Source organism: Pseudomonas sp. IT-P294 (assembly GCF_949767865.1).
In the GTDB taxonomy this organism is placed as follows: Bacteria; Pseudomonadota; Gammaproteobacteria; order Pseudomonadales; family Pseudomonadaceae; genus Aquipseudomonas.
In genome coordinates this window covers 16,536-37,876 of the sequence record NZ_CATKQW010000033.1, presented here as the reverse complement: position 1 = coordinate 37,876, position 21,341 = coordinate 16,536, and the positions used below count along the sequence as shown (strand labels likewise).

General features: G+C 59.8%; 25 protein-coding genes. 13 read left to right on the top strand and 12 right to left on the bottom strand.

Annotated elements, in window-relative coordinates; genetic code table 11:
- The first annotated feature begins 598 nt into the window (after nt 1-598).
- Both ACM6I0_RS19145 and ACM6I0_RS19140 read left to right on the top strand, forming a co-directional pair.
- Entirely contained in the window at nt 599-736 is a 138-nt protein-coding gene (locus tag ACM6I0_RS19145; protein ID WP_167360483.1) for a hypothetical protein, read from the top strand.
- A 68-nt stretch (nt 737-804) separates the two neighbouring features.
- Nucleotides 805-1,770, top strand: a complete 966-nt coding sequence (locus ACM6I0_RS19140) for a leucyl aminopeptidase (protein WP_414923022.1) — start codon at nt 805-807, stop codon at nt 1,768-1,770.
- A 200-nt stretch (nt 1,771-1,970) separates the two neighbouring features.
- Here ACM6I0_RS19140 and rluB read toward each other — a convergent pair whose 3' ends face one another.
- The 6 genes from rluB to ACM6I0_RS19110 all read right to left on the bottom strand — a co-directional run bounded on the left by rluB (nt 1,971) and on the right by ACM6I0_RS19110 (nt 7,047).
- Nucleotides 1,971-3,239, bottom strand: coding sequence for a 23S rRNA pseudouridine(2605) synthase RluB (gene rluB / locus ACM6I0_RS19135; RefSeq protein WP_285434545.1), 1,269 nt, complete (start codon nt 3,237-3,239; stop codon nt 1,971-1,973).
- 143 nt (nt 3,240-3,382) lie between these two features.
- A complete protein-coding gene (locus tag ACM6I0_RS19130) occupies nt 3,383-3,574 on the bottom strand; it encodes a DUF1289 domain-containing protein (protein ID WP_414923021.1) in 192 nt (63 codons plus the stop codon).
- 143 nt (nt 3,575-3,717) lie between these two features.
- A complete protein-coding gene (gene scpB, locus ACM6I0_RS19125) occupies nt 3,718-4,710 on the bottom strand; it encodes an SMC-Scp complex subunit ScpB (protein WP_414923020.1) in 993 nt (330 codons plus the stop codon).
- 11 nt (nt 4,711-4,721) lie between these two features.
- Nucleotides 4,722-5,480, bottom strand: a complete 759-nt coding sequence (locus ACM6I0_RS19120; RefSeq protein ID WP_197678948.1) for a segregation and condensation protein A — start codon at nt 5,478-5,480, stop codon at nt 4,722-4,724.
- A gap of 60 nt (nt 5,481-5,540) precedes the next feature.
- Nucleotides 5,541-6,170: an L-threonylcarbamoyladenylate synthase gene (locus ACM6I0_RS19115; RefSeq protein WP_285434549.1), complete on the bottom strand. Its 630-nt coding sequence runs from the start codon at nt 6,168-6,170 to the stop codon at nt 5,541-5,543.
- A gap of 13 nt (nt 6,171-6,183) precedes the next feature.
- Nucleotides 6,184-7,047, bottom strand: coding sequence for a PHP domain-containing protein (locus ACM6I0_RS19110; protein ID WP_222585199.1), 864 nt, complete (start codon nt 7,045-7,047; stop codon nt 6,184-6,186).
- Nucleotides 7,048-7,134: 87 nt separating this feature from the next.
- Here ACM6I0_RS19110 and ACM6I0_RS19105 point away from each other — a divergent pair, with 87 nt between their 5' ends.
- From ACM6I0_RS19105 to ACM6I0_RS19080, 6 genes are all read left to right on the top strand, one after another.
- Nucleotides 7,135-7,731 (top strand): septation protein A, encoded by a 597-nt coding sequence (locus ACM6I0_RS19105; protein ID WP_090181450.1) that lies wholly within the window; start codon nt 7,135-7,137, stop codon nt 7,729-7,731.
- 1 nt (nt 7,732) lies between these two features.
- The gene (locus ACM6I0_RS19100; protein ID WP_414923019.1) at nt 7,733-8,032 is read left to right on the top strand and encodes a YciI family protein; all 300 of its coding nucleotides are present in this window, start codon (nt 7,733-7,735) and stop codon (nt 8,030-8,032) included.
- A 109-nt stretch (nt 8,033-8,141) separates the two neighbouring features.
- A complete protein-coding gene (locus ACM6I0_RS19095; RefSeq protein WP_285434552.1) occupies nt 8,142-8,555 on the top strand; it encodes a translation initiation factor 2 in 414 nt (137 codons plus the stop codon).
- A 7-nt stretch (nt 8,556-8,562) separates the two neighbouring features.
- A complete protein-coding gene (locus ACM6I0_RS19090) occupies nt 8,563-9,240 on the top strand; it encodes a response regulator transcription factor (RefSeq protein WP_414923018.1) in 678 nt (225 codons plus the stop codon).
- Between the two features lie 125 nt (nt 9,241-9,365).
- Nucleotides 9,366-9,824 carry a Spy/CpxP family protein refolding chaperone gene (locus tag ACM6I0_RS19085; protein ID WP_285434554.1) on the top strand — a complete coding sequence of 153 codons (459 nt, stop codon included), beginning with the start codon at nt 9,366-9,368 and terminating at the stop codon, nt 9,822-9,824.
- A gap of 174 nt (nt 9,825-9,998) precedes the next feature.
- Nucleotides 9,999-11,333, top strand: a complete 1,335-nt coding sequence (locus ACM6I0_RS19080; protein ID WP_285434555.1) for a sensor histidine kinase — start codon at nt 9,999-10,001, stop codon at nt 11,331-11,333.
- A 132-nt stretch (nt 11,334-11,465) separates the two neighbouring features.
- Here ACM6I0_RS19080 and ACM6I0_RS19075 read toward each other — a convergent pair whose 3' ends face one another.
- Nucleotides 11,466-12,029: an NAD(P)H nitroreductase gene (locus ACM6I0_RS19075; RefSeq protein ID WP_285434556.1), complete on the bottom strand. Its 564-nt coding sequence runs from the start codon at nt 12,027-12,029 to the stop codon at nt 11,466-11,468.
- A 122-nt stretch (nt 12,030-12,151) separates the two neighbouring features.
- Here ACM6I0_RS19075 and ACM6I0_RS19070 point away from each other — a divergent pair, with 122 nt between their 5' ends.
- Complete coding sequence (locus ACM6I0_RS19070; protein ID WP_285434558.1) at nt 12,152-13,606, top strand: TrkH family potassium uptake protein; 1,455 nt, start codon at nt 12,152-12,154, stop codon at nt 13,604-13,606.
- Here ACM6I0_RS19070 and ACM6I0_RS19065 read toward each other — a convergent pair.
- Entirely contained in the window at nt 13,563-14,624 is a 1,062-nt protein-coding gene (locus tag ACM6I0_RS19065) for an AraC family transcriptional regulator (protein WP_285434559.1), read from the bottom strand. The two genes, ACM6I0_RS19070 and ACM6I0_RS19065, sit on opposite strands and share 44 nt — an antisense overlap.
- Before the next feature lie 163 nt (nt 14,625-14,787).
- Here ACM6I0_RS19065 and ACM6I0_RS19060 point away from each other — a divergent pair, with 163 nt between their 5' ends.
- Together ACM6I0_RS19060 and ACM6I0_RS19055 are read left to right on the top strand one after the other, a co-directional pair.
- The gene (locus tag ACM6I0_RS19060) at nt 14,788-15,099 is read left to right on the top strand and encodes an Mpo1-like protein (RefSeq protein WP_285434560.1); all 312 of its coding nucleotides are present in this window, start codon (nt 14,788-14,790) and stop codon (nt 15,097-15,099) included.
- A 99-nt stretch (nt 15,100-15,198) separates the two neighbouring features.
- The gene (locus ACM6I0_RS19055) at nt 15,199-15,789 is read left to right on the top strand and encodes an HD domain-containing protein (protein ID WP_414923017.1); all 591 of its coding nucleotides are present in this window, start codon (nt 15,199-15,201) and stop codon (nt 15,787-15,789) included.
- Between the two features lie 146 nt (nt 15,790-15,935).
- On the opposite strand, the gene ACM6I0_RS19050 is transcribed toward ACM6I0_RS19055, so the two are convergent.
- Nucleotides 15,936-16,751 (bottom strand): UDP-2,3-diacylglucosamine diphosphatase, encoded by an 816-nt coding sequence (locus ACM6I0_RS19050; protein ID WP_285434563.1) that lies wholly within the window; start codon nt 16,749-16,751, stop codon nt 15,936-15,938.
- A gap of 129 nt (nt 16,752-16,880) precedes the next feature.
- On the opposite strand from ACM6I0_RS19050, the gene ACM6I0_RS19045 reads away from it, so the two are divergent.
- Nucleotides 16,881-17,645, top strand: a complete 765-nt coding sequence (locus ACM6I0_RS19045) for an AraC family transcriptional regulator (RefSeq protein ID WP_414923016.1) — start codon at nt 16,881-16,883, stop codon at nt 17,643-17,645.
- A gap of 93 nt (nt 17,646-17,738) precedes the next feature.
- Complete coding sequence (locus tag ACM6I0_RS19040; protein WP_414923015.1) at nt 17,739-18,632, top strand: DMT family transporter; 894 nt, start codon at nt 17,739-17,741, stop codon at nt 18,630-18,632.
- Here ACM6I0_RS19040 and ACM6I0_RS19035 read toward each other — a convergent pair.
- The 3 genes from ACM6I0_RS19035 to ACM6I0_RS19025 form a co-directional block, all read right to left on the bottom strand.
- A complete protein-coding gene (locus tag ACM6I0_RS19035; RefSeq protein WP_090181428.1) occupies nt 18,626-18,913 on the bottom strand; it encodes a SelT/SelW/SelH family protein in 288 nt (95 codons plus the stop codon). The genes ACM6I0_RS19040 and ACM6I0_RS19035 overlap by 7 nt on opposite strands.
- Before the next feature lie 45 nt (nt 18,914-18,958).
- Nucleotides 18,959-20,743, bottom strand: a complete 1,785-nt coding sequence (locus ACM6I0_RS19030) for a FimV/HubP family polar landmark protein (protein ID WP_414923014.1) — start codon at nt 20,741-20,743, stop codon at nt 18,959-18,961.
- A 128-nt stretch (nt 20,744-20,871) separates the two neighbouring features.
- Entirely contained in the window at nt 20,872-21,306 is a 435-nt protein-coding gene (locus ACM6I0_RS19025; RefSeq protein ID WP_285434569.1) for a MarR family transcriptional regulator, read from the bottom strand.
- Nucleotides 21,307-21,341: the final 35 nt, after the last annotated feature.

Genomic DNA, 21,341 nt, shown 5'->3' with positions numbered 1-21,341 from the left:
GTTCTCGGGCGGCTGCATACATAAGGTCTGACCTTTGCGGGTCATCGACGGGAGCAACGATAAAATCGCCCCACGGGGAGAGATGAAAATGCGTCACGGCGTTCATTGCGCCTCCTTCTTGTTATGCACCTGCACGACAGGCATGGGGCGCATCTCACCCTTCCAGCGCGCCTGAAACAAGCCAGCCAGAGCCCTGCCTTCGGGTTCAACGGTGTCAGGGCGGCAGGTTTTCCTTACAAGCTTGCCGTGCGCGTCAATCCAAGGGGTTTGAAGGGCATTTTCGTCAGCTTTTCTTTACAACCCGTAACGTAAAAATTCCAGACCAGATCTCTACGCAGGACGACTGCAAATTGACGGTAGGACGCTTCCTACGGAAAAGGTCGAGTTAGTTTTTTGTTTTTTATTAATAAATCCGTCGTTTAAAAACAGAATAAAAAGTTCAAATAAATCTTATTTAATTATTTTTTTGCAATTTAAAAAACCCTGAACTAGGTTTTCAGCGACTTGCCGAGACGCATCAACCGGCAAGTTGGCGCGTTATTCAATGACTGAAAAATGCGCCGTTGCACTTACCGAAAAGTCATCTAGGAGATTCACAATGCAAGCACTTGAAAAAGACTTGGACACTGAACTGCAACTGGACGATTGGTTTGAAGCACCGACCCATGAAGCCGCCGTTGAAATGATGCAAGCCGATGCGGTTGTTCCGTTCGGCACGGCGATGTGGCCTTTGTAAGCCATTCTGGCGGGCATAATCCGGCCGGTTGTGCCCGCCACTTTTCTCGGTTTGTCAGGGAGGACTACATGGATAAGCAACGCGCCATTTCGCATTTCCTTTACTACCTCGAACATCACCCTGCCGTCGCCGGCCTTCATCCGGCGAAGGTCTTGCTGGGCCATACGGCTGATTACGAGGCGCTGACCGGCGCCATCGCCGAACAGGCCACTGGCAGCCAGCCCTTCCGTTTCAGCACCCTGCGACTGGACCTCGAACCGACAGAAAGGCTCACCCAGGCGATTGTCGACAGCGACCTGTACATTTTCTTCTATGACTCTTCCACCCTGCCCAATCCACGGCCAGAAGGCCCGGAGTTTGTCCGCGCGCTGCAAGGCGTAATGGCCGAGAACTGGAAGAAGTCGCTGCTGTTCAAGGATTACGGCGATTACTTCTACGACACCTTCAGTGTCACGCCGCAACGTATTGCCGGGTTGAACAGCCATTTGATCCAGCGCATGTCGCAGGCGACCACCCTAAGTTTCAAAGATGATCGTGGCTCGTGGTTTGAAACACCGCTGAGCAGCATCAAGAAGTGGACCGACATCAACGGCGTCGGCAACTTTGACCTGGCCCCCGGTGAAATCGCAACGCACAGCGAAGCCATTAATGGCCGGGTAAAGTTTATGGGGACGTTCCTCAGCACCATTCCCTTTGCCCGCAAATACGGCGTATTGGATTCGCCGCTGGAGTTGTGGATCGAGAACTCGACCATCAGCAAGATCGCCACGGACGTGCCGGGGCTGGAACATGACTTCAACAAATACCTGCAAGCCAACCCATCGAATCGGCGGATCGAGGAGCTGGGGATTGGTACCAACGAAGGCGTGAAGGCGCTCTACGCGCGCAACGCCGGGTTTGAGGAGCGACATTGCGGGTTGCATCTGGGGTTGGGTGGCGGGGCCAAGGGCAGTCATCATCTGGACCTGATTTTTTCCAGCGGCGTGTTGGCGCTGGATGATGAGCCAGTGTTTGATGGACGATTTGTGTTTTAGCCACAAAGCAGGTGGTGCTACTACGGGCCTCATCGCGAGCAAGCTCGCTCCCACAGGTGACCGCGTTGTCTCATGGAAATGCGATCCACTGTGGGAGCGAGCTTGCTCGCGATGAGGCCCGAACAGTCACCACCTTACTTAAAGACAGACAAAAAAAACGCCAACCCGAAGGTTGGCGTTTTTTATGTGACGTTTACCGATTACTCAGGCTTGCGGCGACCAAAGCCCGGGCGCTGGCCCGAACCGGCTGGCGCACCGCGACGCTTGCCCGATGGCGCGTCCTTGTCGACCAGAACGATGCCTGGGCGTTTCTTCGGCGCTGGCTTGGCCGGGCGCTTGGTGTCCGAAGGACGCTCTGCCACAGGCGTACCGCGACCTGCTGGAGCACCGCGATCACTGCGACCACCGCTTGGCGCACCGCGGCCTTCGCCACGTTCAGTGCGACCATTGGCCGGACGCGGCGTGCGTGGACCGCGCTCGCCATCGGCACGCGGTGCCACTGGCTTGCGGGCCGGACGCTCGCCTTCAATCTTCGGCTCACGTGGAGAACGTGGACCGGCAGCCGGGGCGCCAGCCGCTGGGCGCAACGTACGCACGCGTTCGGTCTTGCCGACCGGACGGGACGATTTGCGCTGCATACGCTCAAGCTTGTCTTTGCTCTTGGCGTTCATCTGCGGCATGGCCACTGGGGTCAGGCCCACTTCAGCACTCAGAATGTCGACTTCGTACTGGCTCATTTCGCGCCAGCGACCCATCGGCAGGTCGGAGTTGAGGAACACCGGACCGAAACGCACGCGCTTCAGACGGCTGACCACCAAGCCCTGGGATTCCCACAGGCGACGAACTTCGCGGTTGCGACCTTCCATCACCACGCAGTGATACCAGTGGTTGAAACCTTCGCCGCCCGGAGCCTGCTTGATGTCGGTGAACTTGGCCGGGCCGTCTTCGAGGACGACGCCTGCTTTCAGACGCTCGATCATCTCGTCATCGACTTCGCCACGCACACGCACCGCGTATTCACGGTCCATTTCGTAGGACGGGTGCATCAGGCGGTTAGCCAGCTCACCGTCGGTGGTGAACATCAGCAGACCGGTGGTGTTGATGTCCAGGCGACCGATATTGATCCAGCGACCTTCTTTCGGTTTCGGCATTTTGTCGAACACGGTCGGACGGCCTTCCGGGTCGTCACGGGTGCAGATTTCACCGTCGGGCTTGTTGTACATGATCACGCGGCGTACCGACTCGGCGGCTTCTTCGCGCTTGATCACCTTGCCATCAATGGTGATGGCGTCGTGCAGGTCAACGCGCAGGCCAAGCGTGGCGTCTTTGCCGTTGACCTTGATGCGGCCATGACTGATCCAGGCTTCTACGTCACGGCGCGAGCCGACGCCGATACGGGCGAGGACTTTCTGCAGCTTTTCGCCTGCGGGGCCGATTTCCTGGTCGTCTTTCTGGTCGTTGATACTCATCTGGGCACCTCCCGGTGTGGTCTGTTCAGGCCTTGCCTGAAGCGATGTAAAACTGAGTCCTGGGCGAAGGGATCGCTCGGGGGTCGCGAATCATACGCTCATGGGAGCGTTCGCGCATCAGAGACTAGCTGAGGAATGGAGAGTTACTTGTTTTTCCGCCGACCGGTGGCGCCGAGTTTGATCAGTCGCAGGGAGGCTTCGGCGAGGACTGTGTGTTTGTCGGTCTTGTCGAGTTTCTTCCAGGCCCTGATCTCACGCTTGCTGCGGCCACAGCCGAGGCAGATGTCGTCGGTGAATTTGCAGAGGCTGATGCAAGGGTCTTTGGTTGAACTCATCAAATATTCCAGTCAACACTAAACCCTGTAGGAGCGGGCTTGCCCGCGATGGGCGAGTGTCAGTCGACATCATTGTTGCCTGACCCACCGCAATCGCGGGCAAGCCCGCTCCCACAGGGATGGCATCTTTCTTGGGGTAGGCGTCAGTCGTCGAATTCGCGGCGTTCGGCTTCGATTGCTTCGGCCAAGGCGCGGGCTTCGGCTTCTTCGTCGCTCAGTTCGGGCTCGGGCTCGGGTTTGTGTTGCTCAAGTGCAGCGACGGCCGCCAGGAGTTTCTCTCGCGCTTGGGCGACACCGAGAACGTCGTCTTCCAGCTCTTCTTCCTGATCTTCTTCGATTGTGGCTTCAGGCTCAGGATGAAGTTCAACTTCAATTTCCGGCTCCGGCTGCTCCAGAACTTCTTCAGTCTCAGTCAACGCGCCATCACGCAAAATGTCGTCGAAGTCGGTCTTGAGCCCCTCCTCCATGGTGTCCAGTTCCAGCAACAGCGTATGGAAACTGGTCTCCTCCTTGGGCTCTTCCGGCTCTGCACTGGCGTCGGCCAGTTCCTGCAAGCTGGCCGGGACTGGCGCGTCGTCGAAGTCGAGCACCGGATCAGGTTCCAGCTCACGCAAGTCAGCCAGTGGCGGCAAATCGTCGAGGTTTTTCAGGTTGAAGTGATCGAGAAAAGCCTTGGTGGTGGCGAACATCGCCGGTTTGCCGGGCACGTCACGGTAACCGACGATGCGAATCCACTCGCGTTCCAGCAGGGTCTTGACGATGTGACTGTTGACCGCCACGCCCCGCACGTCTTCGATCTCGCCCCGGGTGATCGGCTGGCGATAGGCGATCAGGGCGATGGTTTCGAGCATGGCGCGCGAATAACGCTGCGGGCGTTCTTCCCACAGTCGTCCGACCCACGGCGAAAACTTTTCGCGAATCTGCAGGCGATAGCCGGAGGCCACTTCCTTCAGCTCGAAGGCGCGACCGTCGCAGGACTTGGCCAGAATCGTCAGGGCTTTCTTGAAGACCGGCGGCTCCGGTCGCTCGCCCTCTTCGAAGAGTTCGAAGAGGCGTTCCAGCGATTGCGGTTTTCCCGAGGCCAACAGAAAGGCTTCAAGCAGTGGCGCCAGCTCGCGGGGTTCAGTCAGGTTCATGATTCAACTCGTTATTCGGCTCGGGCTCGCACGTGGATCGCCGCGAACGGCTCATTCTGCACCAGCTCGACCAAAGATTCCTTGACCAGTTCGAGGATCGCCATAAAGGTCACCACGACCCCCAGGCGTCCTTCTTCAGCGGTGAACAGCTCGACAAAAGGCACAAAACCGCCGCCCTTGAGCCGGTCCAGCACGTCGCTCATGCGCTCGCGGGTGGACAGCGCCTCGCGGCTGACCTGGTGACTTTCGAACATGTCGCCACGGCGCAGGACTTCGGCCATGGACAACAACAGCTCTGACAGGCGCACGTCCGGCAACAGCTTGCGCGCCCGGGCTTCGGGGGCATCGAGCTTGGGCACGACCACGTCACGCCCGACCCGACTCAGGCCGTCGATGCCTTCGGCAGCGGCCTTGAAGCGTTCGTACTCCTGCAAGCGCCGGATCAGCTCCGCGCGCGGGTCGTCTTCTTCGTCTTCGATGGTTTCGGCACGCGGCAGCAACATCCGCGACTTGATCTCGGCCAGCATCGCGGCCATCACCAGGTACTCGGCGGCCAGCTCCAGGCGCACCGATTGCATCAACTCGACATACCCCATGTATTGACGGGTGATTTCCGCTACCGGGATGTCGAGGATGTTGATGTTCTGTTTGCGGATCAGGTACAGCAGCAGGTCGAGGGGACCTTCGAAGGCTTCGAGAAAAACCTCGAGTGCGTCCGGCGGGATGTACAGGTCCAGCGGCATTTCCATGACCGCCTGGCCATAGACCATGGCGAAGGGTAGCTCTTGCTGCGCGCCAGCCTGACTGTCAACGGGTTCTACTGCGGACATCTACGCCTCGGCCATGAACGGCGCCGGGTCGCCGCAACCCACGCGGATCACTTCCGGCTCGCCGTCAGCGAGGTTGATCACGGTGGACGCCTTGATCCCGCCGAAACCGCCATCGATGATCAGATCGACCTGATGCTCGAGCACCTGGCGCATTTCGTAAGGATCGGTCATCGGATCGGTTTCGCCGGGCAGGATCAGGGTCACGCTCATCAGCGGCTCACCGAGTTCTTCAAGCAGCGCCAAGGCTATCGGATGGCTTGGCACCCGCAGGCCGATGGTGCGTTTTTTCGGATGCAGCAACAGCCGCGGGACTTCGCGGGTGGCGTTCAGAATGAAGGTGTACGGTCCCGGCAGGTGCGCCTTGAGCAAGCGAAACAGGCCGGTGTCGATCTTGGCGAACAGCCCCAACTGCGACAGGTCGCTGCAAATCAGCGCGAAGTTGTGCTTGTCGTCCAGCCCGCGCAACCGGCGCACGCGCTCCACGGCGTTCTTGTCGCCGATCTGGCAACCGATTGCGTAGGACGAGTCTGTGGGATAAATCACCACCCCGCCTTTGCGGATGATCTCGACAGCCTGCTTGATCAGGCGCGCTTGCGGGTTTTCCGGATGAATCTGGAAAAATTGACTCACATTCTCTACCTGTTCAGACGACGGCAATAATTGGGTCATGTTTGAATCGACACCACAGTGGTGGCAGATCCTCCGGGAGCGGGCGATATTCACCGATCTCGGACCAGCCTCCAGGGCCATGAAAATCACTGCCGGCGCTGACCAGCAGACCGAATTCACGGGCGAGAATCGCCAGGCTGCCCACTTGTTCGGCGGGCTGATGGCCATTGACCACTTCGATAGCGTGGCCCCCAGCTTGAATATAGTCAGAAATCAGCCGACGACGCTTGCTGCGAGTGAAATCGTAGTGCCACGGATGCGCCAGGCTGACCCAGGCTTGTGCGGCTCTCAGGGTTTCGACCGTGTCTTCCAGGGTCGGCCAGTGTTGCTTGACGTCGCCCAGCTTGCCGGCGCCCAGCCATTTGCGGAACGCTTCGGCGCGATCCTTGACGAAACCTTCACGCACCATCCAGTCGGCGAAGTGCGGACGGGCCGGCGCATTGCCGCTGTCACCCAGCTCTTGTTGCATGGCCCGGGCACCGTCCAGCGCTCCCGGCATGCCTTTCAGCGCCAGTTTGCGGCTTATTTCTTCGGACCTTAGCCAGCGGCCATCGTGCAATTTGGCGATGGCCTCGACCAACGGGGCGGCATTGACATCAAACCCGTAGCCCAGCACATGAATGGTCGCGCCGCCCCAAGTGCAGGATAATTCGACGCCATTGACCAGTTGCATTCCCAGTTCGGACGCAGCGGTGCGGGCCTCATCGAGGCCTTCCAGGGTGTCGTGATCGGTCAAGGCCAGGACTCGCACGCCTTTCTCGTACGCACGCGCAACCAGAACTGCCGGCGCGAGTGCGCCATCGGAAGCGGTGCTATGGCAGTGCAAATCGACATTCACGGGGATGTGTTACCTCAAATCAGCTGGCGCTATCGCGCGCCCATATGTTTGTTATTATGCCGCCACATCCTGCTTCTGGCTGCCACTGTGAAACAATTCATCGATTTCATCCCGCTTCTGCTGTTTTTCATCGTCTTCAAGATCGATCCACGGGTCGTCGACGTCGCCGGCCATGAAGTGACTGTAGGCGGTATTTACAGCGCCACCGCGATGCTGATCATCAGTTCCCTGGTGGTTTACGGCGCGCTGTTCATCAAACAGCGCAAGCTGGAGAAGAGCCAGTGGCTGACCCTCATCGCCTGCCTGGTGTTCGGTAGCCTGACATTAGCGTTCCACAGCGAGACCTTCCTTAAATGGAAAGCGCCGGTGGTCAACTGGCTGTTCGCCCTGGCCTTCATTGGCAGCCACTTCATCGGCGACCAACTGCTGATCAAGCGCATCATGGGCCACGCACTGACGCTGCCGGACCCGATCTGGACGCGTCTGAACATCGCCTGGATCGGGTTTTTCCTGTTTTGCGGTGCCGCCAACCTGTTCGTCGCGTTCACGTTCCAGAGCTACTGGGTCGACTTCAAGGTCTTCGGCAGCCTGGGCATGACGTTGCTGTTCCTGGTCGGCCAGGGCATTTACCTGTCCCGCCACCTCCATGACGCCGATACCACAACGCCAAAAACCGAGGACTGACATGCTTTACGCAATCATTGCCACAGACGTTGCCGACTCCCTCCAAGCCCGCCTGGCCGCACGGCCTGCACACCTTGAGCGCTTGCAACTGCTCAAGGGCGAAGGGCGTATCGTGTTGGCCGGTCCGCACCCGGCGGTCGACAGCAATGATCCGGGCGCTGCGGGTTTCACCGGCAGCCTGATCGTCGCCGAGTTCGATTCCCTGAGCGCGGCACAAGCCTGGGCCGATGCCGATCCTTACGTCGCCGCAGGCGTCTACGCCAACGTTTCGGTCAAGCCGTTCAAGCAAGTCCTGCCATAAAGTCCTGTCTCGCGGTGAACCTTGTCGGTTCATCGCGCTCTCAACGCTCATTATTCTCGTCTGACGGCCGACAACCTGCCCAATACTCGTATTGGAATCAGGAGTGGCGATGCGCAAAGGTCCGTTGTGTCTGATGTTGGTGACGTTGTCGATTGTGGCCCCTGTCCATGGTGAGGAACGCGCCGAGGGCGCCGGTTCGACGCCGTTGTCATTGAGCGCCGGCAGCCAGATCGCCGAGTTGCAACAACGCTTGAAAGCTAGCGAACAGCAACGAGAAGAACTGAGCAAACAACTGCAAAGTACCGATACTGAGCGTGAAAGCGCTCAACTGGCCCGGTTGCGCCAAGAGAATCAGCGCCTCAAGCTGCAACTCAAGGAAACCCAGGCCAGCAATCCGCTTCCACGCCTGCTGACCGATCAACAGCAGTGGTTCGTCATTGGCGCCGCAGTTGCGCTTTTGGCACTGCTCTGCGGTATCTTCGCCAGCGGTGCCACAAGAAAACGTAGGCAATGGCTAAATTGAGTGAGTCATGAGCGAGCTGTTATTAATTGATGATGACCAGGAGCTGTGTGAGCTCCTGAGCAGTTGGCTGAGCCAGGAAGGCTTTCAGGTCCGTGCCTGTCACGACGGCCATAGTGCCCGCCGTGCGCTGGCCGAAACGTCTCCGGCAGCCGTGGTGCTGGACGTGATGCTGCCCGATGGCAGTGGCCTGGAGCTGCTCAAGCAATTGCGCAGCGATCATCCCGACTTGCCGGTGCTGATGCTCTCGGCCCGTGGCGAACCACTGGATCGCATCCTCGGCCTGGAACTGGGCGCCGACGATTACCTGGCCAAGCCGTGCGACCCGCGGGAACTGACAGCCCGTCTGCGCGCGGTATTGCGCCGCAGTCATCCGGCGGCCGTGTCGAGCCAGCTCGAACTGGGCGACCTGTGTTTCAGCCCGGTGCGCGGTGTGGTCAGCATCGACGAACAGGAATTCACCCTCACCGTTTCCGAAAGCCGCCTGCTCGAAGCCCTGCTCAAGCAACCTGGCGAGCCGCTGGACAAGCAGGAACTGGCGCAAATCGCCCTCGGCCGCAAACTGACCCTGTACGACCGCAGCCTGGACATGCACGTCAGCAACCTGCGTAAAAAGATCGGCCCACACCCCGACGGCCGTCCGCGCATCGTTGCCCTGCGTAGTCGCGGTTATTACTACAGCCTGTAAGATTTGTCAGGTCAGCACAAAATCGTCTTTACCCAAGCTTTACGCTCCGCTGACCGCCGCTTACCTTGATCCTCGTAATCTGTACTCATCCGGAACGTACCGGGAACGAGACAAGGAGATACACCATGCGCAAGACTCTTATCGCTCTGATGTTCGCTGCCGCCCTGCCGACCATTGCCATGGCTGCGCCTGAAGGTACCGGCCCGATGGGTGGCCCGATGGACGGTTCGCACCACGGCGGTCAGATGCACGGCATGCACGGCAAAGGCCCATACAGCCAGCTCGACCTGAGCCGTGAACAGCGCGACCAGATCCGCAAGATCATGGGCGAGCAGATGCACGAGCGTAAGCAACTGGTCGACAAATACCTGGAAAAACTCTCGCCAGCCGACCAGAAAGCCATGAAAGACGAAATGGCCGCCAACCACAAGAAAGCCGAAGCAGATGTACGTGCCCTGCTGAAACCGGATCAACAGAAGAAATTCGACGAGATCCAGAAAAAACAGGCTGAACGTCGCGCCGAATGGGCTGAGTTCAAGGCCTGGAAAGCGCAGCAACAGCAGCAACAGCCAAAAGCGCAATAATGCGCTAACCCCGGACCCGACGACTAAACCCGTCGGGTCTGTTTCTAATCAGTTCATTGTGGGAGTGAGCCTGCTCGCGATAGCGGTGCACCAGTCAATAAATGCTTGTCTGGCACACCGCTATCGCGAGCAGGCTCACTCCCACACTGATTTGTGATTGTTCGAGGATTTCCTGTGCGCTCATTGTTCTGGCGTATTCTGGCCAGCTTCTGGCTGGCCATCGCTCTGGTTGCAGGGCTGTCCATTTTGCTGGGGCACATGCTTAACCAGGATGCGTGGATACTCAGTCGCCATCCGGGCTTGAACAACTTGGCTGAACAGTGGACGCAAACCTATGAATCCCAGGGCGAGGAAGCGGCCCAGGACATTCTGGAACAGCGCAAACGCCAATATCACATCGACGTTCAAGTGCTCAACGAGAGCGGCGACCCAGTGGTGCGCGGCACGTTCCCCCGTCGTGCGGCCGCCTTCGAAGCACGGCAGAACAATGACGATAGGCGCCTGCCGTGGCGGCGTCTGACCGCGGAATACACCAGCGACAAAACCGGCGAAACCTACCTGCTGATCTACCGCATTCCACACCCGGAACTGGACGCCTGGCACCGCGAAAGCCTGCTCTGGCCGTTGAGCGCATTGGGTATTGCCCTGGTGGTGCTGACCCTTTTCAGCCTCTTCGTCACATTGTCCATCACGCGACCGCTGAGTCGCTTGCGCGGCGCGGTGCATGATCTGGGGCAAACCACCTATCAGCAGAACAGCCTGGTGAAACTGGCCAATCGCCGCGATGAATTCGGCGTGCTGGCCAACGATTTCAACCGCATGGGTGCACGCCTGCAAAGTCTGATCGGCAGCCAGCGGCAATTGCTGCGCGACGTGTCCCACGAATTGCGCTCCCCTCTCGCCCGACTGCGTATTGCGCTGGCGCTGGCCGAACGGGCAACGCCCGAGGAACGGGAAAAGCTTGCGCCGCGCCTGACGCGCGAGTGTGATCGGCTGGAAGCGTTGATCAGTGAAATCCTGGTGTTGGCGCGAGTCGATGCCGACAACGCGAGCGCCGAAGACGTTGATCTCAATGCGCTGCTCAACACCCTGCAAAAGGATGCTCAGCTGGGTTCGCCGGAGCAGAACGTACACCTCGAGGCCGAACCGCAGCTGAACCTCAAGGGTTGGCCGACGATGATCGAACGCGCCGTGGATAACCTGCTGCGCAATGCTCAGCGATTCAACCCGGTGGGGCAGGCGATTGAAATGCAGGCGGTGCGTCAGGGCGAACGGATCGTGGTCAGCGTGCGTGACCATGGGCCGGGAGTCGATGCCGGCCACTTGAGTCAGTTGGGCGAACCGTTCTACCGGGCACCCGGGCAAACAGCGCCCGGACATGGCCTGGGATTGGCGATTGCGCGCCGAGCGGCAGAACGACATGGCGGGGCCCTGGTGCTGGCCAACCACCCGGATGGCGGGTTTATCGCCAGCCTGGAATTACCGTTGGTGCCCGGAGTCACCTCTTAACTGATCGAGATAGAGAACGCGCTGATGATCGTTCCCACGCTCCGCGTGGGAATGCCTCAAGGGACGCTCCGCGTTCCAATGGGACGCAGAGCGTCCCGGGCTGCATTCCCACGCAAAGCGCGGGAACGATCTTTACTGACCAGGCCAGGCGCTGACGAATTCGGCCAGATCAACCTTCTCCGCCACGCGCGGCTCTTTCTGCGGCGTGCCGAGGTAGAGAAACGCGATGACCTGTTCACCCTCCGCCAATCCCAACCCTTTGGCCACATGCGCCGAATAGGCCAGATCACCTGTGCGCCAGACCGCGCCAATGCCTTGCGCATACGCGGCCAGCAAAATTCCGTGAGCCGCACATCCCGCTGCCAGTAATTGCTCGGACTTTGGATACTTGATGTGATCCTGCAACCGCGCGATCACCACGACCACCAACGGCGCGCGCAGTGGACCGTTACGCGCCTTGTCCAGCGCTGCTTCAGACACGTCGCTGTCCTGCAGCGTCGCCGCCTCAGCCAGCAACTCGCCCATCTGCTCACGCGCCGCGCCTTCGACTGTCAGGAAGCGCCAAGGCTGCAAGTGGCCGTGGTCGGGTGCGCGCATCGCGGCGGCGAACAGCGCTTCGCGTTGTTCAGCGGTGGGTGCCGGGTCGATCAGTCGTGGAACGGAAACACGGTTGAGCAAAGCGTCGAGAGCCTGCATCGGCCACCTCCTGTAAAAAATGTTTGGCTATTCTAGCGGTAACCACCTCAGGAGTGCCGGTTTACATAGCAGGCCCCACGGGTAGAATGGCGCCCTTCCCATTATCAGCCCGAGCGGACTTCATGGCGTTGCCGACCTTACGGACTATTGGTTTCATCATCGGCATCTTCCTGATCACGCTGGCCATCGCCATGGTTGTGCCCATGGCCACACTGGTGATTTTCGAACGCACCAGCGACCTGCCTTCGTTCCTTTGGGCGAGCATGATCACCTTTGTCGCCGGCCTCGCGCTGGTCATCCCCGGTCGCCCCGAACACGTGCACCTGCGCCCGCGCGACATGTACTTGCTGACCGTCAGCAGCTGGCTGGTGGTGTGCATTTTCGCCGCGCTGCCGTTCCTGCTGACCCAGCACATCAGCTACACCGACTCGTTTTTTGAAAGCATGTCCGGCATCACCGCCACGGGTTCCACGGTATTGACCGGCCTGGACACCATGTCCCCTGGCATCCTGATCTGGCGCTCGCTGCTGCACTGGATCGGCGGCATCGGCTTCATCGGCATGGCGGTTGCGATTCTGCCGTTGCTGCGAATCGGCGGCATGCGCCTGTTTCAGACAGAGTCGTCGGACCGATCCGAAAAAATCATGCCCCGTTCGCACATGGTGGCGCGCCTGATCGTGGCGGCCTACGTCGGCATTACCATCCTAGGCAGCCTGGCGTTCTGGTGGGCCGGGATGAGCCTGTTCGATGCGATCAACCACGCCATGTCAGCCATTTCCACCGGCGGATTCTCCACGTCCGATCAGTCACTGGCGAAGTGGACACAACCGGCGGTGCACTGGGTGGCGATTGTCATCATGATCCTCGGCAGCCTGCCGTTCACCCTGTACGTGGCGACCTTGCGCGGTAACCGTCGAGCACTGATCAAGGACCAGCAAGTTCAGGGTTTGCTCGGCATGTTGCTGGTGACCTGGCTGGTGCTCGGCACCTGGTATTGGTGGACCACCAAACTGCACTGGCTCGATGCCCTGCGCCATGTGGCACTGAACGTGACGTCGGTGGTGACGACCACCGGTTTTGCACTGGGGGATTACAGCCTCTGGGGCAATTTCTCGCTGATGCTGTTTTTCTATCTGGGTTTTGTCGGCGGTTGCTCGGGCTCGACGGCCGGCGGGATCAAGATTTTCCGCTTTCAGGTCGCCTATATCCTGCTCAAGGCCAACCTTAATCAGCTGATTCACCCGCGCGCGGTGATCAAGCAGAAGTACAACGGTCACCGTCTCGACGAAGAAATCGTGCGTTCGATCCTGACGTTTTCGTTCTTCTTCGCCATCACCATTTGCGTGATCGCATTGCTGCTGTCGCTGCTCGGCGTGGACTGGATGACCGCCCTGACCGGCGCGGCCAGTACCGTCTCCGGCGTCGGTCCGGGCCTGGGCGAAACCATCGGCCCGGCGGGCAACTTCGCCACCCTGCCGGACGCCGCCAAGTGGATTCTCTCGTTCGGCATGCTGCTGGGACGACTGGAGATCATTACGGTGTTTGTTCTGTGCATTCCTGCGTTCTGGCGCCACTGACAGTCGCGGGCGCTTCCATCAGCCGTGCCCGGTACTCGCCGGGCGTGGCGTCGAACCAGCGGCGGAAGGCGCGGAAGAAATTACTCGGATCGGCAAACCCCAGCAGGTAGGCGATTTCCAGCAGGGTCATGGTTGGCTGCGCCAGGTATTGCTCGGCCAGTTCGCGCCGCGTGTCGTCCAGCAATGTCTGAAAACTCGTGCCTTCTTCCTGCAAGCGTCGCTGCAGGGTCCGTTGCGACAAGTGCAGCGTCTGCGCCACGGTATCGCGCTTGGGTTCGCCCTGGGGCAGCAAACGGCACAGCACCTGCCGCGCCTTATGGGTCACCCGACTCTCGGAAAACCGCGCCAGATACTCACCGGCAAACCGGTCATGCAGCAGCGCCATCGCCTCGTTGGCGGTCGGTAGCGGCGCCTCCATGTCGGCGCGCTCGAAGATCAACGCGTCATAAGGTGCGTTGAACACCAACGGTGCATGGAACGCTAGTTTGTAGGGTTCAAGATTGCTCGGCTGATCGCCCTGCACCAGCACTTTGCGCGGTTGCAGCGTGCGTCCGGTCAACCAGCCGCACAGCGCCAGCGCACAGGCCAGCGAAGCTTCGGCACTTTGTCGGGTTGGCGGCAGGTGGTCGCCATGCACCGTCAGAATCAGCGCATACCCTTCATCCAGCAGCCGGAAGCTCAGGTCAGCACTTTCGGCAATGATCCGCTGATAGCGCACCAGCCGTTGAAAGCCTTCGGCCAGGGTTTGGCTGGACATCAGCGCGTAACCGGCGACATGAAAGGAGGCCGGGCGCACCACTTTGCCCATGTTCAGGCCGATAGCGGGGTTACCGGACAGCTCGACCGCACGCTGCCACAGTCGTGTCATGGAGTCTTGCGGGAAGCGCGCATCGGGGTCATCCAGTGCCGCGTAGTCGAGCCCCAGTTGCTTGAACAGAACCCGGCAATCCAGGCCGTCCATCTCCAGTGCTTTGACAATCCCCATCGCCCAGCTTGCAGAAGTCGTTCGTTCGCTCATGGCGTTTACTTACTACGTGGTGAGCCGTCTAACGCGGCAAGTTTTCAAAGGATACTAAAGTGGCGCCTATTGTCACTGGCTGACGCCATTGATCACTCTAGACTCAAATAAGCTACCCGCAGAACAACTTGCAATCAGAACAACAACCACAGAGATCGCAGTCGTGGAAAACATCAGACGTTTCAACAGTTTCGCTGAGTTTTACCCGTACTACCTCAGCGAACACAGCAACAGCACCTGTCGACGATTGCATTTTGTCGGTACCAGCCTGGTCATCTTCATTCTGGCGTTGGCCATCGGCAAAGGCGCATGGCTGATGTTGCTCGCCTTGCCGCTGGCCGGTTACAGCTTTGCCTGGGTCGGCCATTTCTTCTTCGAGAAGAACCGCCCGGCGACTTTCCAGCACCCGTTGTACAGCCTGCTCGGCGACTTCGTCATGTACCGCGACATGGTGCTGGGTCGCGTGCCGTTCTAGGTCCCCCTAGCCACAAAAGCGTCCTGCACGGCCAGTGCAAAATTGGATCCAAGTCCTACACTCAAAATGTCCCTTTCGCTTAGAACAAGAGGATAGCTGATGAATGCCAGTGCTCGTTTCACCCACATGCAGGATGGCACGCAGGAAGACTGGGCGATTATTGCCGCGGACTTCAGTGCCTATGCGAGGCAGCTGCCGACCCGGATTGTGGCGCACCTGAAATTACTGGAAGGTGATTTTGGCGGCTTCCCGGTGGATCGCCTGACCCATTCCCTGCAAACCGCCAGCCGTGCCTGGCGCGATGGCCGTGATGAAGAATATGTGGTCTGCGCACTGCTTCACGACATCGGCGACACGCTGGGCTCCTACAACCATCCGGACATTGCCGCGGCGATCCTCAAGCCGTTCGTCAGCGCCGAGAACCTGTGGATGGTGGAGAAGCATGGGATTTTCCAGGGCTATTATTTCTTCCACCACTTGGGGATGGACCGGCACCTGCGCGAGCAATTCAGCGAACATCCGCAGTATCAGGCGACCATCGAGTTCTGCGCCAAGTACGATGCGGCGGCGTTTGATCCGGCGTATGACACCCTGCCGTTGAGTTTTTTCGAGCCGATGATGGAGCGCTTGTTTGCGCAGCCCAAGCATTCGATCTACAAGGCGGCGATGGAAGAACACGCGCCGGCCTGATGGATCCAGCGGGACCGCTGCGCGGTCCATCGCGAGCAGGCTCACTCCCACAGTGGATTTCCAGTGGACACACTATTTGTGACCACCTCAGTTCAAATGTGGGAGTGAGCCTGCTCGAGATGGGGCCAGCCCGGTCACCGCAAATTTCAAGCCGGTTCGGCAACCTTCAGCGCCTTCAATTCAGCCTCCCGCGCCTGCGCATCCGCCAACCGATACAACTCAATCGACCCGTCCCAGTGCTCGATCAACGCCGTGCACGACTCCACCCAATCCCCGCAATTGAGGTAATCCACCCCGCCGACCTTGCGGATCTCGGCATGGTGAATGTGCCCGCACACCACGCCGTGCAATTCGCGCTTCACGCATTCGTGGGCAATGGCCTCTTCAAAATCGCTGATGAAGCTGACCGCCGTTTTCACCTTGTGCTTGAGGTACGCCGACAGTGACCAGTAGCCATAGCCATAACGGGCGCGCCAGTGATTCAGCCAACGATTGAGGGTCAGGGTGAATTCGTAGGCCGAATCGCCAAGGAAGGCCAGCCAGCGGTGATAGCGGGTGATGACGTCAAACTGATCGCCGTGGATCACCAGCAGATGGCGGCCATCGGCGGTCACGTGCACCGCCTCGTCCACCAACTGGATATTGCCCAGCATCAGCTTCGAATAACGACGCAGGAATTCGTCGTGGTTACCGGTGACGTAGATCACCTCGGTGCCCCGCTTGCTCATGGTCAGCAGCCTGCGGATCACATTGGTGTGCGCCTGCGGCCAGTACATGCCGCTGCGCAGTTTCCAGCCGTCGATGATGTCGCCGACCAGGTAAATCTTGTCCGCGTGATAGCCCTTGAGAAACTGCGACAGGTGTTCAGCCTGGCAATCCCGGGTGCCCAGGTGCACATCGGAAATCCACAAGGTCCGCACACGTTGCTTACGGCTGGGTTTGGCGAGCTCGGCGCTGGTCATGGGTAACCCTCAGGACAGGTTTTGGCAAGCTTGCGCCGGTCGGGTTAATGGCCCATGACAGTGGCGAGTCAGTCCTGTGACAGCGCCCTGGCGGTGTAGACTGGCCGCATCTTGCCCGGGAGACCTGCGATGAGACCGATCCTCACGCTACGCCAGTACACCGAAGACCTGATCGTCCACAGCCACGACCACGCGCAACTGGTGTTCGGGCTCTCGGGCGCGCTGGATTTTGAAGTCGGCGGGCGTGGCAGTCAGGTGGTGCAACAAAGTTTCGTGGTGGTGCCGTCCGGCTTCCATCACGCCTGCGGCAGCAGCAATGGCAGCCGCTGCCTGGTGCTGGATGTGCCGAGCGATCAATGGATTTCAAAGTCCCTGGGCGATCACGCCGAGGCCAGCCGACGTCTGCTCGACAACGCCGGTCGCCTGCCGCTGGACGCCGGGCAAAGCCAGTTGGTGAGTTGGCTTGCGGCCAGTCAGGTCAGTGATCCGTTGATTGCCCAGCAAGGCGCGGTGCTGTTGCTGGCCAGCCTCAACAACGCCAGGCCCGACGTCGTGGGCGGTCGACGCTTGCCATATGCCGCCCTGAACGCGCACATCGATCAGTACGCGGCTTATCCGCTGCAGGTCGCCGATCTGGCGCGCATCGCCGGGTTGTCGAGCGCTCGGTTGCATGCACGGTTTGTCGCGGAATGCGGGCAGACGCCGATGGACTACATTCGCAGTCGACGCCTGCATATAGCGGTGGGATTGCTGCGGGACTCGCCGCTGCCTGTCGGCGAGATCGCCAGTCGGGTCGGTTACAGTTCCCAGAGCGCATTCGCTGCGGCGGTGTTGCGCGAGTTCGGTGCGACGCCGGGCGAACTGCGCCGCGAGTCTGGCAACAAAGGACGATAGTCTGGCGACAGACATGGCCAGCATTGCGCGATTAAATAATGAGCAGCTGCCGATGTCTGTCGGCTTGGCTCACTACCGTTATCAAGGATTGCAATGACTCCGCGTACCGCCCTCGGCGCCCTGCATATCGGCGCACTGATGTTTGGCCTGACCGGTGTGTTCGGCAAACTCGCTGCCGCCTCCCCCTCGGTCATCGTTTTTGGTCGGGCCGCGTTTGCCGTACTGGCATTGGCATTCTTCGCACGGTTCGCCAGCAACACACGCTGGCAGAAACTCGAAGCGCAGGACTGGCGCCGCCTGCTGCTCAGCGGCTTGCTGCTGGCGGGGCATTGGGTGAGTTTTTTCATTGCGGTGAAAGTCGCGGGCGTGGCGATTGCGACCCTGGGGTTCGCCAGCTTCCCGGCGTTTACCGTGATTCTCGAAGGGCTGATTTTCCGTGAGCGGATTCGCGCCAACGAAATCCTCTTGGTCGTGCTGGTGAGTGTCGGGCTGGTGCTGGTCACGCCTGACTTCGATCTGGCGAGCGGTGCCACCGTGGGCCTGCTCTGGGCCGTCGGGTCAGGTTTGCTGTTCGCCCTGCTGTCGCTGACCAACCGCGCCAGCTCCGGGCGAATCCCGGCGGTGCAGGCCGCGCTGTGTCAGAACGTAGTGGTTGCTTTGTGCCTGCTGCCAATGGCAGCGCCGCAATTGAGCGAGGTGCGCGCTATCGACTGGCTGTGGATCGGTCTGCTCGGCGTGTTCTGCACCGGGGTTGCCCACAGTTTGTTCGTCGCTAGCCTGGCGGTCATCAAGGCGCGCACCGCCGCCGTGGTGTTCGCCCTGGAGCCGGTCTACGGGATCACCATGGCGTGGCTGTTGTTCGATGAAAACCCGACGCTGCGCATGCTCATCGGCGGTGCATTGATCATCGTCGCGATTGTGGTTTCCAGCAGGCTGTCGGGCGGTTCCAGTAAAAAAACCGTGGCGGCCGAAGCCGCCTCTCACTGAGTCCGGTCGTTATGGCCGAGGTCGCGGTCGGGATCGATCTGATCGCGGACTCGCTGCTTGAGCACTTTGGCTTCCGGGAAACCTCCGTCGGCCTTGCGCTCCCAGAGCTGCACTTCGTCACAGAAAATGTGGAAGACACCGCCAGTGCCGGGCACCAGCGAGACTTTGCCCAGGTCATCGCCGAAAGTGCTGAGCAGTTCTTGCGCCAGCCAGGCAGCGCGCAACAGCCATTGGCATTGCGTGCAGTAGGTGATGACGATTTCCGGTTTTTGCGTGGTCATGATGGGCCGAATTCCTGAACCTGAGTGCGCCGCCAGTTTAGTTGCTCAGCGGATTCCGGCCAACAGACTCCGGGCGGTCTGCTTGAGCGGCTCATCACCTTCCTTGAGCAACTCATTGAGCAGCTCGATGGCGCTGTCCAGATCACCGTCGTCGATGCAGTTCTGGGCTTGTTCCAGCTTGCCGGCGCTGGTCGGCCTGGCCGGCTCAAGGTTGAGGGGTTCGAGTTCCAGCGATTGTCCGCTGTCGCTGAACGAGTCGAGAAAATCGTCATCCAGTGACTGTGAGTCAGGTTCGGGCACCCATTCGAGTACGGATTCGGGTTCTTCCAGGGTCGTCTCGTCGGGCATCTCAAACACATCGGGCAATACGTGCAGGTTTGAAGCGAACGCGGGCTCTGCTGCTTTGGCCGGTGCATTGCTGGATTTAGCCGTTTCGAAGGGGCTGACCAGATCCCAATTCGCATCCATCGACAGATCATCCAGGTTCAACTGGAATTCGTCGGCGGGCGCGCTTTCGGGCTTCATCGCAACGATGTTTGTCGCCACCGCAGGCACCGGCACCGGCACCGCGCTCAGTTTCGGATGACGTTCGCGAATATCCTGAAGCGTTTGCGGGTCGAACCCGGCGTCACGCAAGCTGTTTTCCTGCGCCTCATAGGCGCGAACATCACCTTGCTTACCGAGGACTTCCAGCAGTTGCACCGCCAGGTCCGTGCGCTGTGGTTGCTTGGCCAAGGCGTCTCGCAACAAACCGGCTGCTTCGGAATATCGCCCATAGGCCAGGTAGATGCCAACGCCTTCCAGCACATCACCCGCCGCCGTTTCTTCACGATGTTCGGGGGGCGATGCGGGCATTGGAGCGCTTTCCACCGCAGCAGCGGCTCGATCGAGCACCGGCTCGTGGCGCGATGGTAAAACGGCTGGATCCGGCGCCAATACTTGACCATGTTGTTGTCGGCGGCGAACAAACAGCCCCAGCAGCACCAATGCTATCAATCCCAGCAAGCCGATGATCAGCGGCCACTGGCTGTCGGCCTCTTCGACAACGACCGGGGCAGCAGGCACTACCGCGACTGGCGTTACAGGCGTTACAGGCGGTGCCTGCTTGATCTCGGCCAGTTGGGTTTGCAGTTCGGATACCTGTTTTTTCTGGCCAGCCGCCTGCTCGTCCTGAGCCTTGAGCTTCGCGCTCAACTCATCGACGGTCTTTTGCAGTTGCTGGTTTTGCAAAATGCTGGCGGCCAGTTGTTCGGCAACGGGATCGCTCACAGGGGCCGCGACAGGTGGATCGACCTTGGGCACCGTCGCTGACTTCTTCGCCACCGGTGCTGACGCAGTGGCCGGTTTTACGCTCGGGAAGGGAGAGTTTGGCTGGTCGGCGACGGGGACATCGTCGGCCGGCACAATCCCGGGTGAACCCGGTGGATCGATCAGTACCGTGTACTCGCGCAGCAAACGCCCGTTGGGCTGGTTGAGCTGCACCAGGAAATTCAGGAAGGGTTCGTTGACCGGTTTGCTGGAGGTCACCCGGATCAGGCTGCGGTTGCCCCGCAGCACTGGTGTGAACTTCAGGTCGTTGAGGAAGAACACCCGATCGACGCCGGCGCGGCCGAACTCATCCGCCGTCGCCAGGCTGACGGAGAGCTCGCCCTCCTCCAGACTGCCGACATCCACCAAGGCAATGTCGGCACGCAACGGCTGATTCAACGCGGAATGAAGGGTGATGTCACCCAGTCCCAGCGCAGGGGCCAATGCCGAGTAAGTGACAGCACCACCGACCAGAACCAGCCTGGCGCAACACCGCAAAACAACGTGCCAACTCTCGAGCATGTGCATCCCTTAGATAACCAGAACCAACCTGTACGTGTTCGCACATCCGGTACGAACACGATATTGCCTAGTAGTTCTTTATAGTCCGCTCAACGGGGTATCTCAAAAAGCTGATACGCGGTTATGCCTCAAGATTTTTCCAGGTTCGCCAGAATGTGCCCGTGAACGCGCATGCAGATCTTCAATTCCGCCTCATCCACGCCTTCGAACAGTTCGCGGCGCAGCTGATTGGCAATGGTTTCAATTTGTTCGATCAGGGGACGGGCTGGGGGACACAGGACGATCTTCTTCGCCCGACGGTCTTCCAGCACCGATTGGCGCTGGACCAGTCCCTGGCTTTCCAGGCTATCAAGCAATCGGGCCAGGGTCGGCCCTTCGACGCCGACGCTTTGCGCCAGTTCACGTTGGGTCGGCGCTTCGTCGAAACGGGCCAAGTGCAGCAGCACCAGCCAGCGCGCCTGGGACAATCCGAGGCCTGCCAGACGGCGGTCCAGTTCGGCACGCCAGCCACGCGACATCTGGGCCAGTTGCATGCCAAAACGGTGTTGATCGGTTAACGGCATAAAACACTCATGATCAGACTGAAATAGAGAAAAAC

Coding starts and splice junctions, on each gene's coding strand:
- ACM6I0_RS19145 (WP_167360483.1), top strand. CDS start 599: ATGCAAGCACTTGAAAAAGACTTGGACACTGAACTGCAACTGGACGAT.
- ACM6I0_RS19140 (WP_414923022.1), top strand. CDS start 805: ATGGATAAGCAACGCGCCATTTCGCATTTCCTTTACTACCTCGAACAT.
- rluB (WP_285434545.1), bottom strand. CDS start 3,239: ATGAGTATCAACGACCAGAAAGACGACCAGGAAATCGGCCCCGCAGGC.
- ACM6I0_RS19130 (WP_414923021.1), bottom strand. CDS start 3,574: ATGAGTTCAACCAAAGACCCTTGCATCAGCCTCTGCAAATTCACCGAC.
- scpB (WP_414923020.1), bottom strand. CDS start 4,710: ATGAACCTGACTGAACCCCGCGAGCTGGCGCCACTGCTTGAAGCCTTT.
- ACM6I0_RS19120 (WP_197678948.1), bottom strand. CDS start 5,480: ATGGTCTATGGCCAGGCGGTCATGGAAATGCCGCTGGACCTGTACATC.
- ACM6I0_RS19100 (WP_414923019.1), top strand. CDS start 7,733: ATGCTTTACGCAATCATTGCCACAGACGTTGCCGACTCCCTCCAAGCC.
- ACM6I0_RS19095 (WP_285434552.1), top strand. CDS start 8,142: ATGCGCAAAGGTCCGTTGTGTCTGATGTTGGTGACGTTGTCGATTGTG.
- ACM6I0_RS19090 (WP_414923018.1), top strand. CDS start 8,563: ATGAGCGAGCTGTTATTAATTGATGATGACCAGGAGCTGTGTGAGCTC.
- ACM6I0_RS19085 (WP_285434554.1), top strand. CDS start 9,366: ATGCGCAAGACTCTTATCGCTCTGATGTTCGCTGCCGCCCTGCCGACC.
- ACM6I0_RS19075 (WP_285434556.1), bottom strand. CDS start 12,029: ATGCAGGCTCTCGACGCTTTGCTCAACCGTGTTTCCGTTCCACGACTG.
- ACM6I0_RS19070 (WP_285434558.1), top strand. CDS start 12,152: ATGGCGTTGCCGACCTTACGGACTATTGGTTTCATCATCGGCATCTTC.
- ACM6I0_RS19065 (WP_285434559.1), bottom strand. CDS start 14,624: ATGAGCGAACGAACGACTTCTGCAAGCTGGGCGATGGGGATTGTCAAA.
- ACM6I0_RS19055 (WP_414923017.1), top strand. CDS start 15,199: ATGAATGCCAGTGCTCGTTTCACCCACATGCAGGATGGCACGCAGGAA.
- ACM6I0_RS19050 (WP_285434563.1), bottom strand. CDS start 16,751: ATGACCAGCGCCGAGCTCGCCAAACCCAGCCGTAAGCAACGTGTGCGG.
- ACM6I0_RS19045 (WP_414923016.1), top strand. CDS start 16,881: ATGAGACCGATCCTCACGCTACGCCAGTACACCGAAGACCTGATCGTC.
- ACM6I0_RS19040 (WP_414923015.1), top strand. CDS start 17,739: ATGACTCCGCGTACCGCCCTCGGCGCCCTGCATATCGGCGCACTGATG.
- ACM6I0_RS19035 (WP_090181428.1), bottom strand. CDS start 18,913: ATGACCACGCAAAAACCGGAAATCGTCATCACCTACTGCACGCAATGC.
- ACM6I0_RS19030 (WP_414923014.1), bottom strand. CDS start 20,743: ATGCTCGAGAGTTGGCACGTTGTTTTGCGGTGTTGCGCCAGGCTGGTT.
- ACM6I0_RS19025 (WP_285434569.1), bottom strand. CDS start 21,306: ATGCCGTTAACCGATCAACACCGTTTTGGCATGCAACTGGCCCAGATG.